General features: G+C 42.9%; 12 protein-coding genes and 1 tRNA gene. 5 read left to right on the top strand and 8 right to left on the bottom strand.

What is annotated here, in order from left to right; all coding sequences use genetic code 11:
- Positions 1-64 precede the first annotated feature (64 nt).
- On the top strand, positions 65-1,417 hold the full coding sequence (gene lysC, locus EL242_RS06685; protein WP_126302006.1) for a lysine-sensitive aspartokinase 3: 1,353 nt from the start codon (positions 65-67) through the stop codon (positions 1,415-1,417).
- A gap of 70 nt (positions 1,418-1,487) precedes the next feature.
- Here the strand turns inward: lysC and parC are convergent, their stop codons facing one another.
- Positions 1,488-3,734, bottom strand: a complete 2,247-nt coding sequence (gene parC, locus EL242_RS06680) for a DNA topoisomerase IV subunit A (protein ID WP_126302005.1) — start codon at positions 3,732-3,734, stop codon at positions 1,488-1,490.
- 291 nt (positions 3,735-4,025) lie between these two features.
- Here parC and pnp point away from each other — a divergent pair, with 291 nt between their 5' ends.
- From pnp to tadA, 4 genes are all read left to right on the top strand, one after another.
- Positions 4,026-6,176, top strand: coding sequence for a polyribonucleotide nucleotidyltransferase (gene pnp / locus EL242_RS06675; protein ID WP_126302004.1), 2,151 nt, complete (start codon positions 4,026-4,028; stop codon positions 6,174-6,176).
- Between the two features lie 82 nt (positions 6,177-6,258).
- Positions 6,259-7,182 carry a lipoprotein NlpI gene (gene nlpI / locus EL242_RS06670; RefSeq protein WP_126302003.1) on the top strand — a complete coding sequence of 308 codons (924 nt, stop codon included), beginning with the start codon at positions 6,259-6,261 and terminating at the stop codon, positions 7,180-7,182.
- 202 nt (positions 7,183-7,384) lie between these two features.
- On the top strand, positions 7,385-9,193 hold the full coding sequence (locus EL242_RS06665; RefSeq protein ID WP_126302002.1) for a DEAD/DEAH box helicase: 1,809 nt from the start codon (positions 7,385-7,387) through the stop codon (positions 9,191-9,193).
- An 83-nt stretch (positions 9,194-9,276) separates the two neighbouring features.
- Positions 9,277-9,798 (top strand): tRNA adenosine(34) deaminase TadA, encoded by a 522-nt coding sequence (tadA, locus tag EL242_RS06660; protein WP_126302001.1) that lies wholly within the window; start codon positions 9,277-9,279, stop codon positions 9,796-9,798.
- 26 nt (positions 9,799-9,824) lie between these two features.
- Here tadA and EL242_RS06655 read toward each other — a convergent pair whose 3' ends face one another.
- From EL242_RS06655 to EL242_RS06620, 7 genes are all read right to left on the bottom strand, one after another.
- A complete protein-coding gene (locus EL242_RS06655) occupies positions 9,825-10,919 on the bottom strand; it encodes a lytic transglycosylase domain-containing protein (RefSeq protein ID WP_126302000.1) in 1,095 nt (364 codons plus the stop codon).
- A gap of 2 nt (positions 10,920-10,921) precedes the next feature.
- A complete protein-coding gene (truB, locus tag EL242_RS06650; protein WP_126301999.1) occupies positions 10,922-11,845 on the bottom strand; it encodes a tRNA pseudouridine(55) synthase TruB in 924 nt (307 codons plus the stop codon).
- A gap of 2 nt (positions 11,846-11,847) precedes the next feature.
- Positions 11,848-12,228 carry a 30S ribosome-binding factor RbfA gene (rbfA, locus tag EL242_RS06645; protein WP_126301998.1) on the bottom strand — a complete coding sequence of 127 codons (381 nt, stop codon included), beginning with the start codon at positions 12,226-12,228 and terminating at the stop codon, positions 11,848-11,850.
- Between the two features lie 83 nt (positions 12,229-12,311).
- A complete protein-coding gene (infB, locus tag EL242_RS06640) occupies positions 12,312-14,846 on the bottom strand; it encodes a translation initiation factor IF-2 (RefSeq protein WP_232019663.1) in 2,535 nt (844 codons plus the stop codon).
- 17 nt (positions 14,847-14,863) lie between these two features.
- Positions 14,864-16,360 carry a transcription termination factor NusA gene (gene nusA, locus EL242_RS06635; RefSeq protein ID WP_126301996.1) on the bottom strand — a complete coding sequence of 499 codons (1,497 nt, stop codon included), beginning with the start codon at positions 16,358-16,360 and terminating at the stop codon, positions 14,864-14,866.
- A gap of 18 nt (positions 16,361-16,378) precedes the next feature.
- Positions 16,379-16,840 (bottom strand): ribosome maturation factor RimP, encoded by a 462-nt coding sequence (gene rimP, locus EL242_RS06630; RefSeq protein WP_126301995.1) that lies wholly within the window; start codon positions 16,838-16,840, stop codon positions 16,379-16,381.
- A gap of 222 nt (positions 16,841-17,062) precedes the next feature.
- Positions 17,063-17,139 (bottom strand) — tRNA-Met (locus tag EL242_RS06620).
- Positions 17,140-17,152: the final 13 nt, after the last annotated feature.

Here is a 17,152-nt window from a genome sequence, read left to right as displayed (position 1 = left end):
ATTTCCTTTCCGAATATCCCCTAACACAATATTTATCTATTTTTGTTTTAAGGAAATTTTTATTATGTCTCATCTTTCTGTGGCTAAATTTGGTGGTACAAGTGTTGCAAATTTTGATGCAATGACCTCTTCTGCCAATATTGTAATTGCTGATGCAAATACTCGTGTGGTTGTGCTTTCTGCCTCTGCCGGCGTAACAAATTACTTAGTGGAACTTGCTAACGGCTGTGAAAAAGAACACCGTGATGAAGTCATCGCAGCAGTCCGCCAAATTCAATACAATATTATTGAAAAATTACAACATCAAGATGCTGTTAAAGCGGAAATCGACGAATTATTAGAACGTATTGAAACATTAGCAGAATCAGCCAGCCTAGCTACCTCAGCCGCCTTAAGTGATGAGTTAATCAGCCACGGGGAAATGATGTCCACCAAAATCTTCACGCAATTATTAATTGAACGTGGACACCCGGCAGTATGGGTAGATGTGCGTGACGTTGTGGCAACAAACAACCATTATGGAAAAGCAGCACCAAATGACGAGAAAACCCAGCAACAATCAGACAATGTGATTAAGCCATTAATCGCATCAGGCAAAATTGTGATTACACAGGGCTTTATCGGTCGTGATGATGAAGGCAAAACCACCACTTTAGGACGTGGCGGTTCAGACTACTCTGCTGCATTGTTAGCAGAAGTATTAAATGCTAACGATGTACTCATTTGGACAGACGTACCGGGGATTTATACTACCGATCCTCGTGTTGTACCGAACGCTCAACGCATTGACACAATGGCATTTAACGAAGCGGCAGAAATGGCAACCTTTGGGGCAAAAGTATTACACCCTGCAACCTTATTACCGGCAGTGCGTAGTAATATTCCAGTATACGTAGGCTCAAGTAAAGCACCGGAACAAGGCGGCACTTGGGTAACCCGTGATCCACAACCACGCCCGACTTTCCGTGCGATTGCATTACGCCGCAACCAAATTTTACTCACGCTTTCCAGCCTTTCAATGCTACACGCACAAGGTTTCTTAGCGAATGTATTTGCAATTTTAGCGAAACACAAAATTTCGGTTGATGTGATTACCACTTCCGAAGTCAGCGTTGCATTGACCCTAGATAAAACGGGCTCAGCCTCTTCAGGTGCGGATATGTTATCAGCGGAATTACTCGATGAGCTTAACGCATATTGCAATGTGCAAGTAGAAAGCGACCTCGCTTTAGTCGCTATTATCGGCAACAACTTACACGCTCAGTCCGGTGTGGCGAAAAAATTATTCCACACTCTTGAGAATTACAGCATTCGCCTAATCAGCTATGGAGCAAGCAGCAATAATGTTTGTACCTTAGTGAAAAATGCAGAAGCAGACGATGTGGTTCGTTCGCTTCACAAAGGCTTATTTGAATAAGCAATAACTCCATTGCAAGCGGTTATTTGGGGCAAAATTGTTGGATTTACCCCCTAACCGCTTCTTCTCTTTACTCAACAATCTCTACCGTTGAATTGGTACTAAGCCCTCTTATAAGCTGTGAGCCTTTTCTTGCTCGTTCGCCACGGTAGTTATCAATATCGCTCGGTTTTAATGTGATTTTACGTTTACCGGACACAAAGACCAGCGAGTTGGTTGGTTTGATGACCAATAAACGAGCTAAGTATTCATCACCGGATTTTGCTGCGGCAGCGGAAATATTGATGATCTTATTGCCTTTACCTTTGGAAAGTTCCGGTAATTCACTCACCGGGAAAACCAACATTCTGCCGACATTGCTCATTGCCACTAAAGATAAATTGTCATCGCTATCAAGCAGTTGTGGTGGAAGCACTTTCGCATTTTCGGTTAAAGAAATAACCGCTTTCCCTGCTTTATTGCGTGAAACTAAATCTTCAAAGGTGCAAATAAAACCGTAGCCCGAGTCGGACGCCATTAACACTTTGGTTTCCGAATTTGCCATTAATACCTGTTGAACAGTTGCACCTTCAGGTAGAGTGATTTTGCCTGTAAGCGGTTCACCTTGCGAGCGTGCAGAAGGCAGTGAAGTTGGGTCGAGTGCATAAGCTCGGCCTGTACTGTCTAAAAATACCACCGGCTGATTACTTCTGCCCCTTGCGTGGGCAAGATAACCATCTCCGGCTCTATAGCTTAGGGCTTGAACATCAATATCGTGTCCTTTGGCACAACGTACCCAGCCTTTTTCAGACAAAATCACCGTTACATCTTCGGTTGGGGTTAAGTCACTTTCCGCAATCGCTTTAGATTCTGCACGCTCAACCAATGGTGAACGGCGTGGGCTGACAAATGCTTTGGCATCGGCTTGAATCTCTTTCTTAATCAGGCTGTTCAAACGGCGTTCCGAGCCTAAAATCAGTTGCAATTCATCACGTTCTTTTTCCAGTTCGGATTTTTCCGCCTGTAATTGATGCTCTTCCAATTTGGCTAAGTGGCGTAAACGTAAATTCAGAATTGCCTCTGCTTGCACATCGGTCAGATTAAAACGAGCCATTAGCTCGGCTTTCGGCTCATCTTCATTGCGAATAATCTCAATTACTTCATCAATATTGAGAAATGCAATCATCAAACCGTCTAAAATATGCAAGCGGTTTAAAATTTTATCTAATCGGTAATTCAGACGGCGAGTGACGGTGGTGCGTCTGAAACTCAGCCACTCATTGAGAATATCCAGTAAATTCTTCACTGCCGGTTTGCCGTCTAAGCCAATCATATTCATATTGACTCGGTAGCTTTTCTCCAAATCGGTTGTGGCAAACAGATGATCCATTAACGCCTCAAAATCAATGCGATTAGAACGTGGCACAATCACAATCCGAATCGGGTTTTCGTGGTCAGATTCATCACGAATATCGTCCACCATCGGCAGTTTTTTATTCCGCATTTGGGTTGCTACTTGCTCAATAATTTTTGAAGGCGAGGCTTGGTGAGGCAAGGCTGAAATCACAATTTCACCCTCTTCTTTTTTCCACACCGCACGCATTTTAATCGAACCACGACCTTGCTCATACATTTTGGCAATTTCCGCTTTTGGCGTGATGATTTCAGCCTCTGTCGGGTAATCTGGGCCTTGCACCACGCTTAGCACATCATCAAGCGTTGCTTTTGGGTTATCCAATAACATCACACTGGCATCAGCCAATTCATTGATATTGTGTGGTGGAATATCGGTTGCCATTCCCACCGCAATCCCCATCGTGCCATTCAGCAAAATATGCGGTAAACGAGCCGGCAGATATTTCGGTTCTTCCAACGAGCCATCAAAATTGGGCTGATAATCCACCGTTCCTTGCCCTAACTCACCCAATAAAATTTCTGCAATTTTAGACAATTTCGATTCAGTATAACGCATTGCCGCAAAGGATTTCGGGTCGTCCGGCGCCCCCCAGTTGCCTTGCCCGTCCACTAGCGGATAGCGGTAAGAGAACGGCTGAGCCATTAGCACCATTGCCTCATAGCAGGCACTATCACCGTGTGGGTGGAATTTACCTAATACATCACCTACAGTACGGGCTGATTTTTTATACTTTGCCGAGGCATTTAGCCCAAGTTCCGACATCGCATAAATAATACGGCGTTGCACCGGTTTCAAGCCATCGCCAATAAACGGCAATGCCCTGTCCATAATTACATACATCGAATAATTGAGGTAAGCATCTTCGGTAAAACGCTTAATCGGCATCTGCTCAATGCCTTCATAATTGATTTCTGTGGTCATTTTTATTGATATTTATATTAAAAAAACGAGGGGTATTTTCTACGATTTAGCCTGTTTAGTCTAGCCTGAAACACAAGCGGTCGTTTTTTGCAATTTTTTTACTCAAAATAACCGCTTGTAGAAACAAAATAATAGGCGATTTTTTATAAAAATCACGCTATACTAGACAAGTTTTATTTCTTGTTATTGAGAGGCGGCTATCAAAAATGTTTTGCCCAAAAGCCTTTTTGCTAGTCGCAATTTAGAGAAATAAAACGACAAATCGTAAATTCTTTAAAAAGGAAAATTTCAATGACTCCAATTGTAAAACAGTTTAAATACGGTCAGCACACCGTGACCTTAGAAACCGGTGCTATCGCACGCCAAGCAACGGCAGCAGTAATGGCAAGTATGGACGACACAACCGTATTTGTTACCGTAGTGGCGAAAAAAGACGTGAAAGCAGGGCAAGATTTCTTCCCATTAACCGTAGATTATCAAGAGCGTACTTACGCAGCCGGTCGTATTCCGGGCGGTTTCTTCAAACGTGAAGGCCGACCATCGGAAGGTGAAACCTTAATCGCTCGCCTGATCGACCGTCCTGTGCGTCCACTTTTCCCTGAAGGTTTCTTCAACGAAATTCAAGTGATTGCGACCGTAGTATCGGTAAACCCACAAATCAGTCCTGATCTGGTTGCGATGATCGGTGCATCGGCTGCCCTTTCATTATCCGGCGTGCCGTTTAACGGCCCAATCGGTGCGGCTCGTGTCGGTTTCATCAACGACCAATTCGTGTTAAACCCAACCACCAGCGAGCAAAAAATCAGCCGTTTGGATTTAGTGGTTGCCGGTACAGACAAAGCCGTGTTAATGGTGGAATCTGAAGCGGACATCTTAACCGAAGAGCAAATGTTAGCGGCGGTGGTGTTCGGTCACGAGCAGCAACAAGTTGTGATCGAAAACATCAAAGAATTTGTTAAAGAAGCGGGCAAACCACGTTGGGATTGGGTTGCACCAGAGCCAAACACAGATTTAATCAACAAAGTAAAAGCATTAGCAGAAGCACGCATTGGCGATGCTTATCGTATCGTCGAAAAACAAGTTCGTTACGAGCAAATCGATGCGATTAAAGCGGACGTGATTGCTCAACTTACCGCAGAAGATGAAACCGTTTCCGAAGGCGCAATCATCGACATCATCACCGCATTAGAAAGCCAAATCGTACGTAGCCGTATTATTGCAGGCGAACCACGCATTGACGGTCGTACGGTGGATACCGTGCGTGCATTGGATATTTGCACCGGTGTGTTACCACGCACCCACGGTTCTGCTCTTTTCACCCGTGGCGAAACCCAAGCATTAGCGGTGGCAACCTTAGGTACAGAACGTGATGCCCAAATCATTGACGAATTGACCGGCGAAAAATCTGACCGTTTCTTATTCCACTACAACTTCCCTCCATACTCTGTGGGCGAAACCGGCCGTATCGGCTCACCAAAACGCCGTGAAATCGGTCACGGTCGTTTAGCAAAACGTGGCGTATTAGCCGTGATGCCAACCGCCGAAGAGTTCCCGTATGTAGTGCGTGTGGTGTCTGAAATCACTGAATCTAACGGTTCTTCTTCAATGGCCTCTGTGTGTGGTGCGTCTCTTGCGTTAATGGACGCCGGTGTGCCAATCAAAGCAGCGGTTGCCGGTATCGCAATGGGTCTCGTGAAAGAAGACGAAAAATTCGTGGTACTTTCCGACATTTTAGGTGATGAAGACCACTTAGGCGATATGGACTTTAAAGTCGCAGGAACCCGTACCGGTGTGACTGCGCTGCAAATGGACATCAAAATCGAAGGGATCACCCCTGAAATTATGCGTATTGCCTTAAACCAAGCCAAAGGTGCAAGAATGCACATTTTAGGTGTAATGGAACAAGCCATTCCGGCACCTCGTGCAGATATTTCTGACTATGCCCCACGCATTCACACAATGAAGATCGATCCGAAGAAAATCAAAGATGTGATTGGTAAAGGCGGTGCAACAATTCGTGCATTAACCGAAGAGACCAATACTTCTATCGACATTGATGATGACGGTACAGTGAAAATTGCGGCAACTGACGGCAATGCAGCGAAAGCGGTAATGGCTCGCATTGAAGAGATCGTTGCTGAAGTAGAAGTAAACCAAATCTACAACGGTAAAGTAACCCGTGTGGTGGACTTCGGTGCATTCGTTTCCATCTTAGGCGGCAAAGAAGGTTTAGTCCACATTTCACAAATCACTAACGAACGTGTTGAGCGTGTAGCAGACTACTTAGCCGTTGGTCAAGAAGTGCAAGTGAAAGTGGTGGAAATTGACCGTCAAGGCAGAATTCGCTTAACGATGAAAGACATCAATAATACCAACGAAGCAAATACAGAAGAAACTGTATCTGAAAATGTGGTAGAAACAGAACAAGAAACTAATTTCTAGTTCTCACCAATAAAGATGAATAACGGGCTTCAACCGCCCGTTATTCCATTTTATCATTGATTAATTTAAAGGCTATTTAGTAATGGCACAACTGTTTAAGTTGTTACGAATTCGTTTCTTATTGCTGAATTTAATTTCTGTTTTAGTGCTAAGTGGTTGTACCGGCCGGTATTCCGATTTGGTATCAATTAAAAATTTAGCATTGGCAGAGCTCAACCCCCAACTTCGCTTTGAACAAGAAGCAATGGTTGTAAGGCTTAGCCAAGTATTAGAAGAAGCTGAATTAAATTCATCTGAACAAGCAGATCTCTATTTTGAAAGAGGGGTCATTTACGACAGTTTAGGCTTATGGTCGTTAGCCCGTTATGATTTTGCCCAAGCCATTTCGCTAAATCAACGTATGGCTGCAGCTTATAACTATATGGGCTTGTATCTGCTATTGGAAGGAGATTACGATAGTTCGATAGATGCGTTTAATGCCGTATTAGAATTAGATAGAGAATATAGTTACACCTACCTCAATCGAGGCTTAGCTTTCTATTATAGTGGCAGATATTCTGAGGCCCAACGTGATCTTCTCCATTTTTATGAAGAAGATAAAAAAGACCCTTACCGAGTATTATGGCTCTATTTCAATGAACTTGAACTTACGCCACTCGAGGCTAAAAATAACTTACAAAAACGGTCAAAATCGGTTTCAGCTGAATTTTGGGGAGCCAACATAATAAATTATTTTTTAGGTAAGTTAAATTTAGCTGAACTTCGTGCTATAATTGATCGTGATGCTAAGGAAAATAGCTCACAATATGCAGAAATACTGACAGAAACGTATTTCTACTTAGCAAAACAACAACTCAAATTAGATCGTAAAGATGAGGCTATCAGCCTCTTTCGCCTTGCTCTTGCAAATCAAGTGTTTAACTTCGTTGAGTATCGTTTTGCCCTGTTTGAGTTATCACAAATTCGTGGTATGACTCAAACGACTCCCGTTGTTGATAAAGAATAGGGAAAGATTAGGACAATACAAGCGGTTAATTTCGCAAAAAATTTTGTAAATTTAACCGCTTATACTCAGGGGATTTTTAAAGCATCATTTGCTTTGTTATTTCATTTCTTCCTAAATTTCAACAATATAATTTTCATTAATGGCTGTGCAGAAAAATAGTCGATGTTTTCTGCTTTGTGCCGTTCCAAACAAATGGTTTTTTATGACAACTGAATCTTTAACTTTCGCCGATTTAGGCTTACCTCAACCGATCCTTGATGCTGTAAATGAAATGGGTTTTGTAAACCCATCACCAATTCAACAAGAATGTATTCCTCATTTATTAGCCGGTCGTGATGTGCTTGGTATGGCACAAACCGGGAGCGGTAAAACCGCCGCATTCTCTTTACCTTTGTTGGCTCAAATTGACCCAACACAACACCACCCACAAATGTTGGTGATGGCACCCACCCGTGAGCTTGCGATTCAAGTAGCCGATGCTTGTGAGCAGTTTGCAAAAAATATGAAAGGCATTCGTGTTGTGACGGTTTATGGTGGACAACGTTATGACATTCAATTACGTGCTTTAAAACAAGGCTCACAAGTAGTAGTGGGTACGCCGGGGCGTATTCTTGACCATATCCGCCGTGGCACATTGGATTTATCCGAATTAAAATTCATCGTGTTAGACGAAGCTGATGAAATGCTGCGTATGGGCTTCATTGATGATGTTGAAACAGTAATGGCTGAATTACCAGAAACGCATCAAACTGCCCTCTTCTCTGCTACTATGCCGGAACCAATTCGCCGCATTACCCGCCGCTTTATGAAAGATCCGCAAGAGGTAAAAATTAAGGCAACCGAGCGTTCAGCCCCGGATATTGAACAAAGCTATTGGTTAGTTAACGGTTTCCGTAAAAATGACGCATTATTACGTTTCTTAGAAGTGGAAGAATTTGATGCGGCAATTATCTTCACTCGTACCAAAACCGGTACTATTGATATTACCGAACTATGTGAACGTAACGGCTATCGCACCGCAGCATTAAACGGCGATATGACTCAACAAGCTCGTGAACAAACTTTAGAGAAATTACGCTCCGGTCGTTTAGATATTTTAGTCGCTACCGATGTTGCCGCTCGTGGTATTGATATTGAGCGAATCAGCTTGGTCATTAACTACGATATTCCGTTAGAAGAAGAATCTTATGTTCACCGCATCGGGCGTACCGGTCGTGCCGGTCGTTCAGGTCGTGCCTTACTGTTTGTTGAGCCTCGTGAACGCCGCTTATTACGCAATATCGAAAATTTAATCAAAAAACCAATTAATGAAGTGGCGATTCCAAACCACGAAATTTTAATGGAAAAACGCCGTGAGAAATTCAAAGCCCGCATTTCTAAGCAGTTAGAACATCACGATTTAGAAAAATATCGTGAATTGTTGGAAGATTTATTTACTGCGGATCAAGACCACGAAGAATTAGCGGCGGCGATGATGATGTTACTGCAAGAAAAACAAAAACTGATTCTGCCACCGGATCCGGTTGTTCGTGCAGCCCGTTCTGAACGTGGACGTGACCGCAATGAGCGGAACGATCGTCGTAACGGTCGTGAACACCGTGAAAACAATGGTGTGGCAATGGATTTATACCGCATTGAATTGGGGCGTGAAGACGGTGTGGAAGTTCGTCACATTGTTGGTGCGATTGCCAACGAGGGTGATATCAGCAGCCGTTACATCGGGCATATCAAACTACATGATACTTACTCCACCATTGAATTGCCGCAGGGTATGCCAAAGCATTTAGTACAACATTTTGCTAATAAAGCACGCGTTTTAAGCAAGCCGATGCAAATGAGCTTGTTAGGGCCTGCAAATGCTGCAAGTAATGCAAATCCATTTGAAGGCCGTGGCCGTCGTGGTAACGATCGTAATGATCGTGGTGGTCGTCGAGATGGTGGTTTCAATAAAGATCGCAAAGGCGGCTTTAAAGAAAAACGCTTTAGTGAAAAACGTAGCCGCCGTGATTAATTAACGAAATGCCCTAGTCAATAGGGCATTTTTCATATTACACTATTTTACAAGCGGTCTTTTTCTTACATTTTTTTGCAACTATGTTTATTAAACCTAACCAAATGTCTTGCTCAACCACAATTTCCGAACAAGACATCGCATTTATGCAATATGCTCTTGATCTCGCTGATTTAGCCGAAGCAAAAGGCGAAATCCCAGTTGGGGCGGTACTGGTTGATAAAAACCAACAAATTATCGGCAGAGGCTGGAACCAAACCATTCAATTAAATGACCCTTCTGCCCACGCTGAAATGCAGGCAATTCGTCAAGCAGGCCAAACTTTAGGGAATTATCGCCTATTAGATTGTACCCTTTATGTCACGCTCGAGCCTTGTCCTATGTGTGCCGGAGCTATTTTACATAGCAGAATTGGTCGTTTAGTGTTTGGAGCGAGTGATTACAAAACCGGAGCAGTAGGCTCACGTTATCATCTATTTGAAGATTATAAAATGAACCACTTTTTAGAAATACAAGGTAATGTACTAGGCAAGGAATGTAGCCAAAAGATCAGTGATTTTTTTAAGCGAAGACGTGAAGAGCATAAAGCTCAAAAAAAAGCATAGTAGAATGTTCTACTATGCTTTTTAACTTATTGACCAACCGAAGCCAAAATTCGATCGGCAAATTTACCGATACTGATACCGAAGTTGTTCGACTTATTCCAATCCATTAGAGTTCGGAAATTATTAGAAACTAAAAACGCTCTTCCTGCTTCTTTATCCGGACGGATCAGCCAAACCTTTTTGCCATGTAATTGAGCTAATTTTGCCGATTCTTGTCCATTTGGATAAGCTAAATAAACACCTAAGGCTTGCCATTCGCCCAATGTTTTTGCTTTATTACTTTCAATACCGGCAAAGCTTAAATCCATCGGTGAGGCTAATTTAACCTCAACGCCCCAAGGTAATTGATTATCCCAACCTACTGTTGAAAGATAATTGGCAATCGAGGCAAAAGCATCAGACTCAGTATTCCAAATATCTTTTTTGCCGTCATTATTACCATCAGCCGCATAGCTTAAGTATGAAGTTGGCATAAATTGAGTCTGCCCCATTGCCCCGGCCCAAGAACCGAGCAATTCATAGCGTTTAATCGTACCGTCATCAAGCATTTTCATTGCATTAACAAATTCTTGCGTGAATAATTTCTCACGGCGACCGTCAAAAGCAAGCGTTGCCAACACTGAAAGCACATCAAAATCCCCTTGATTACGCCCAAAGCTGCTTTCCATTCCCCAAAGCGCCAAAATATACTCTTTTTGCACACCAAATTTCTGACTGGCACGAGCAAGATCACTACTATATTCATACCAACGCTCAGTTGCTTGATTGACCTTCGCTTGAGTTAATACTTTGTTTAAATAATTGGTTACGCCATTTGGATTTGGTGGCGGAGGCGGTAAATTCGGGTCACGTCTTCGAGCAGCTTGCTGTTGATCCAATTGCACCGCTCTGGCATTGTAATGAATAAATTTCTGTTCATTCAAGGTTTTTGCAGACACGCCTGCACCCGCTGCTTTCTGTTTTAGAAAATGCACATAATCATTAAAATGACTGACCGAGCGAGATTTAGTGTATTTTGCATCTAAGTTTAAGCCGGCATAACTTTCTTGATTATCACTTGAACAACCAGCTAAGGCTAAAGTGATAATCGCTAAAGGTAAGGTAAAAATTGTCGATTTCATTCTTATTCCGTTAAGTTAATCATTCGGTTAGGACGAATCACATTATCATTGGTGATTTCTGCCACACCGAGAAATTGTTCATCTTCTGAATATAAACGTACCAAACCATAAAGTTGGTTCAGGTTATCAAATCTAATTCTCTGACCAAAACCCACCGCTTTAGTTTGCTCTGAACTTAAATTTATTTTTGCTAATGCAGAAACTGCCGTATCCATCGGTAACAAGTGCGAGTCTAGCTGTGCAAGCGGTTGATTTTCGGCTAAATTTTGCAAATCTGCATAGCTCATCATTTTTTCAATCGGATAATCTGCCACTGCTGTACGGCGTAGCATCGTAACGTGTGCACCACAGCCCAACTCTTCGCCTAAATCATCGACCAAAGTTCGGATATAAGTACCTTTAGAACAATGCACATCAAGGGTTAAAAATGGAGCCTTGTATCCAATGAAATTTAGTTCAAAAATCGTAATTGGGCGAGCCTCACGCTCCACCGTAATCCCTGCCCGGGCATATTCATACAAGGGTTTGCCGTTGTGTTTTAAGGCAGAAAACATTGTTGGCACTTGCAAAATATCGCCTCTAAATTTCTCCAAAGCAGCCAAAATTTGAGATTTTGTCACTGCAACTGCTTTGGTTTCCACCACTTGCCCTTCCGCATCTGAAGTATCGGTTCGTTCGCCTAATTTTGCGGTGACGAGATAACGTTTATCCGAATCCAACAAAAATTGCGAAAATTTGGTCGCTTCACCTAAACAGATCGGCAACATTCCGGTTGCGAGAGGGTCTAACGCCCCGGTATGTCCGGCTTTATTTGCTTGGAAAATTCGCTTTACCTTTTGCAGAATATCGTTTGAAGACATTCCTTGTGGTTTATCTAATAAGAAAACGCCGTGAATATCACGGCCACGTTTGCGAGGTCTAGACACAATTAGTCCTCTTTGTGTTTTTCTTCGTCATTTTTAATGACACTGGAAACCAAGTTTGATATACGCATACCTTCGACTAGCGATTCATCATAGATAAAACGCAGTTCAGGCACAATACGCAAACGCATTGCTTTACCTAAAAGGGTTCGAATATAGGGGCTTGCTTTCTCTAAGCCTTGCATACCTTGCTTGATAGCTTCAGCATCGTTATCAAATAAGAAAGTCACAAAAATTTTGGCATACGCCAAATCTCTTGATACTTCCACATCAGAGACAGTCACCATACCAATGCGAGGATCTTTTACCTCACGTTGTAAAATCACCGCCACTTCTTTTTGTAGCTCCTGTGCCACACGGTCACTACGTTTAAATTCTCTGGACATATTTTTCTCTTTCATAGGGGCGTGATGCTCACGCCCTAAAAAATACAAAGGGCGTATGCAATACGCCCCTACACAAAATTAGGCTAAATAGTACGTTTTACTTCAACCACTTCAAACACTTCGATTTGGTCGCCGACTTTAACATCGTTGTAGTTTTTCACCCCGATACCGCATTCCATACCGTTACGCACTTCAGATACGTCATCTTTGAAACGGCGTAGCGATTCTAACTCTCCTTCAAAAATCACCACGTTATCACGCAGAACACGGATTGGGTTGTTACGTTTAACGATACCTTCTGTCACCATACAACCGGCAATCGCTCCAAATTTCGGGTGACGGAACACATCACGCACTTCTGCCAAGCCGATAATTTCTTGTTTAAATTCAGGCTGTAACATACCGCTCATTGCTGCTTTCACGTCATTTAATAGTTCATAAATGATGGAATAGTAACGTAAGTCGATGTTTTCGTTTTCAATTACACGGCGGGCAGAGGCATCAGCACGCACGTTAAAGCCGACCATAATAGCATTAGAAGCTGCGGCTAAGGTTGCATCAGTTTCAGTAATACCACCCACACCGGAGCCAACAATTTTCACTTTCACTTCATCGGTTGAAAGTTCCATTAAGGATTGGCTGATCGCTTCTACCGAGCCTTGTACGTCTGCTTTAACAATGATGTTCAATTCTGCCACATCACCGGCTGCCATATTACTAAACATATTTTCCAGTTTAGCTTTTTGCTGACGAGCTAGTTTCACTTCACGGAATTTACCTTGGCGGTAGAGTGCCACTTCACGGGCTTTCTTCTCATCACGCACAACGGTTGCCTCATCACCGGCAGCAGGCACGCCTGATAAGCCTAATACTTCTACCGGAATAGACGGACCTGCTGATTCAACATCTTTACCGTTTTCATCACGCATTGCACGCACACGTCCGTATTCAAAACCACATAGAACAATGTCGCCTTTGTTTAGCGTACCGGATTGAACCAAGATAGTTGCCACAGGGCCACGACCTTTGTCTAAGTAAGATTCGATTACCACGCCGCTTGCCATACCGTCTTTTACTGCGGTTAATTCAAGCACTTCGGATTGCAGAATAATGGCTTCTAGTAAATCATCGATCCCCATACCTTTTTTCGCAGATACCGGCACGAATTGCACATCGCCACCGAATTTCTCAGAAATAACCTCGTGTTGTAGTAACTCTTGTTCTACACGGTCAGGGTTTGCTTCCGGTTTATCAATTTTATTCACCGCTACCACTAATGGCGCACCCGCCGCTTTGGCGTGCTGGATCGCTTCGATAGTTTGTGGCATTACACCGTCATCAGCCGCAACGACGAGAACAACGATGTCGGTTGCTTTCGCACCACGCGCACGCATTGAGGTAAAGGCTGCATGCCCCGGGGTATCTAAGAAAGTGATCATCTTGCCGTCATCGGTTTCAACGTGGTATGCACCAATGTGCTGGGTAATACCACCTGCTTCACCTGCCGCCACTTTGGCTTTACGAATGTAGTCAAGTAACGAGGTTTTACCGTGGTCAACGTGGCCCATAATAGTCACTACCGGTGCACGGGTTACTTTTTCTGCGTGAGTATCACGATCTTCTAAAACCGCTTCTTCTAACTCATTTTCTTTACGCAGAATCACTTTATGCCCAAGTTCTTCTGCCACTAATTGTGCAGTTTCTTGGTCGATAACTTGGTTGATAGTCACCATTTCGCCCATTTTCATCATCATTTTGATGATTTCAGTCGCTTTCACCGCCATTTTATTTGCTAATTCAGCTACAGTGATAGTTTCACCAATCACCACATCGGCTTTAACAACTTGAGCTGGTTTGGTAAAGGCTTGTTGTAAAGCTGCACCTTTCTTACCTTGTTTACCTTTGCCTTTTACTTCTTTATGGTTGCGACGATCTGCACTGCGTTCGTTTTTATCCTCTTCACGTCCGCCTTTTTTCGCTTTAACCACATTGCCCTTGCCGTTACGACCACGATTTCCCTCACTACGGCGGTCATTATCACGCTCAGCCTCTCTAGCATAAGAAGAAGTAAAACGCTCATCATCAAAATCTTCGTTGCCGTTGTCTTCCGCTTCTTCACGAGCAATTTCAGCTAAACGGCGGGCATTTTCTGCTGCACGTTTTGCTTCCATTTCCGCTTTTTGCTGAGCTAATTCCTCTTGCTTACGGCGTAACTCAGCTTCTTCTTTGCGTTTAGCTTCTTTTTCAGGATCAACCGCTTTCTCTTGTTTTGGCTGTACCTGTTGTGCTTTCTGTTTTTCTTCTTTTGCTTTGCTGCTTGGCATTACCGGCACAGAATGCGGCTTACTAGCGGTCGATTCTGCTGCTTTTTTTGCAGCTTTCTCTTTAGCTTCAGCTTCGGCTTTTTCTTTGGCTAACTTTTCAGCTGCTTCTTTTTCAGCTCTAGCTTTCGCTGCAGCAGCTTCTTTTGCTGCTTTTTCTTGCAATGCTTTTGCATCAATTTTCGGTTTTTTCTCTTTTACTTCAACCGTTTTTACTTTACCACTGGTCGTGGTTGTATTCACTTTACTCGCTTTGCGAGCGCCACCAAGCGAAAGTGTTTTTTTCTCTTCTGTCATTTTATTATCCTCTTTGCTTAGTTGAACCAACAAATTTGGCGTGCTGCCATAATTAGCTCGCCAGCTTTCTCTTCTGAAAGTTCTTCAATATCGGCTAAATCATCAACACCTTGCTCTGCAAGTTCTTCAAGAGTCGTAATCTGTTTTTCAGCTAATTTGAATGCGATATGGCGGTCCATACCTTCAAGCGTTAATAATTTTTCTTCAATTTGAGCTGATTTTAATAACTGCTCTTCTTCTAACGCTTTTTTCGTGATCGCATTTTTAGCACGAGATTGTAATTCTTCAACTAAATCTTCATCTTCTAAACCGTCAATTGCCGTTAAGGCATCAACCGGCACATAAGCAATCGCTTCAAGAGACGTAAAGCCCTCTTCAATTAAAACTTGAGCGAATTCTTCATCAATTTCTAAAGCAGAAGTTAATAAATTGATGACTTTGCCATCTTCTTCTTCGCTCTTCTTCGTTAGCTCTTCAACGGTCATTACATTTAATGCCCAACCGGTTAATTGTGTCGCTAAACGCACGTTTTGACCATTACGACCGATAGCTTGAGCCAGATTTTTCGCTTCAACCGCAATATCCATTGAGTGAGCTTCATCGTTAATCACAATAGAGCTTACATCTGCCGGAGCCATTGCATTAATCACAAATTGAGCCGGATTTTCGTCCCAAAGTACGATATCCACACGCTCGCCGCCTAATTCATTGCTGATAGCCTGAACACGAGCACCACGCATACCCACACAAGCCCCTACCGGGTCAATACGTTTATCGTGGGTTTTCACGGCAATTTTTGCACGAGAACCGACATCACGGGCAGAACCTTTGATCTCAATTACGCCTTCGCCAATTTCAGGCACTTCCAATTTGAATAGCTCTTCTAACATCACCGGTTTAGCACGGGTAACGAAAAGCTGAGGTCCTTTTGACTCCGGTTTGATTTCGTATAACACACCACGCACACGATCGCCTGGGCGGAAATTCTCACGAGGAATCATATCTTCACGCACAATGACCGCTTCGCCTTTGATATCTTCTGATTTACCTTGTAACTCAAGGAAAATATTATCACGGGTTACTTTTTTCACAGTAGCAAGAATAATTTTGCCTAAATCCGAACGGAATTCATCAATAATTTTCGTCTTCTCCGCTTCACGAATTTTAGTTTTGACTACCTGACCAAAAGTCTGGATCGCCACACGACCGAACTCGATAGACTCTACTTCATCTTCAATAAAATCGCCTAATTGCACGTTTGGATCTTCAAATTGTGCCGCTTCTAAGCTGATTTCACGAGTCATATTATTCACGTTTTCAACCACAGCCCAACGACGGAAAGTTTGGAAATCACCGGTTTTACGATCTACCACCACACGCACGTCAATGTCTAAATCACGACTTTTTTTGGTTGCAATAGTTAAAGCGGTTTCTAAGGCTTCAAAAATTGCCTCTTTTGGTAATTGTTTTTCGTTTGAAACTGCTTCCGCAGCTAATAAAATCTCTTTACTCATTTTGTCAGTTTACCTTCATTAAAAATTAAAAACCGGAACTAAATTTGCTTTTTGAATATTGCCAAATGCGAACTGGCGATCTTCATTTTCTACCGTTAAAGTGATGAAATCACCTTCTACTTGTTTGATTTTTCCTTGCCATTTACGGCGGTCGAACATCGGAATGCGTAAATGAATCACTACATCTTGCCCGATAAAACGCTCATAGTGGGCAACGGTAAATAATGGACGATCTAACCCCGGAGAAGAAACCTCTAAGTTATATTTATCGGCAATCGGATCTTCCACATCAAAAATCGCACTCACTTGGCGGCTGACATCGCTACAATCATCAATCGTCACGCCACCGTCTTTGTCAATATATAAACGCACCGTTAAAAAACGGCCTGCACGTTGGCATTCAATGCCGACTAATTCAAAGCCTAATGCTTCAATAGAATCGAGCACTAAATCTTCTAATTTTTGTTCTAAAGTTGCCAAGTCATAATCTCCAAATATAAAAAAAGCCGGATAAACCAGCTTTGATACGTTAATGCTGTACCAATTTCCGCAAAAAAGCCCCAGACGGGAAACCGTGGGGCTTTAAGCGGTTTGTTTTTTGATGTAGCGACACAAGCGGTCTTTTTTGCCAAATTTTTTGCAAATTCACTACAGCATATAAAACAAAACTCACAACTTTAACCAAAGCTGTGAGCTTAAAACTGGTTGCGGGGGCCGGATTTGAACCAACGACCTTCGGGTTATGAGCCCGACGAGCTACCAAGCTGCTCCACCCCGCGTCTGATGGGGTGC

This window comes from Mannheimia haemolytica (genome assembly GCA_900638155.1).
GTDB lineage: Bacteria > Pseudomonadota > Gammaproteobacteria > Enterobacterales > Pasteurellaceae > Mannheimia > Mannheimia glucosida.
This window is presented reverse-complemented; position numbering and strand designations above follow the sequence as displayed.

Bases quoted from the DNA above. Each gene is read 5' to 3' on its own strand.
- lysC (WP_126302006.1), top strand. From the start codon at position 65: ATGTCTCATCTTTCTGTGGCTAAATTTGGTGGTACAAGTGTTGCAAAT.
- parC (WP_126302005.1), bottom strand. From the start codon at position 3,734: ATGACCACAGAAATCAATTATGAAGGCATTGAGCAGATGCCGATTAAG.
- pnp (WP_126302004.1), top strand. From the start codon at position 4,026: ATGACTCCAATTGTAAAACAGTTTAAATACGGTCAGCACACCGTGACC.
- nlpI (WP_126302003.1), top strand. From the start codon at position 6,259: ATGGCACAACTGTTTAAGTTGTTACGAATTCGTTTCTTATTGCTGAAT.
- EL242_RS06665 (WP_126302002.1), top strand. From the start codon at position 7,385: ATGACAACTGAATCTTTAACTTTCGCCGATTTAGGCTTACCTCAACCG.
- tadA (WP_126302001.1), top strand. From the start codon at position 9,277: ATGTTTATTAAACCTAACCAAATGTCTTGCTCAACCACAATTTCCGAA.
- EL242_RS06655 (WP_126302000.1), bottom strand. From the start codon at position 10,919: ATGAAATCGACAATTTTTACCTTACCTTTAGCGATTATCACTTTAGCC.
- rbfA (WP_126301998.1), bottom strand. From the start codon at position 12,228: ATGTCCAGAGAATTTAAACGTAGTGACCGTGTGGCACAGGAGCTACAA.
- infB (WP_232019663.1), bottom strand. From the start codon at position 14,846: ATGACAGAAGAGAAAAAAACACTTTCGCTTGGTGGCGCTCGCAAAGCG.
- nusA (WP_126301996.1), bottom strand. From the start codon at position 16,360: ATGAGTAAAGAGATTTTATTAGCTGCGGAAGCAGTTTCAAACGAAAAA.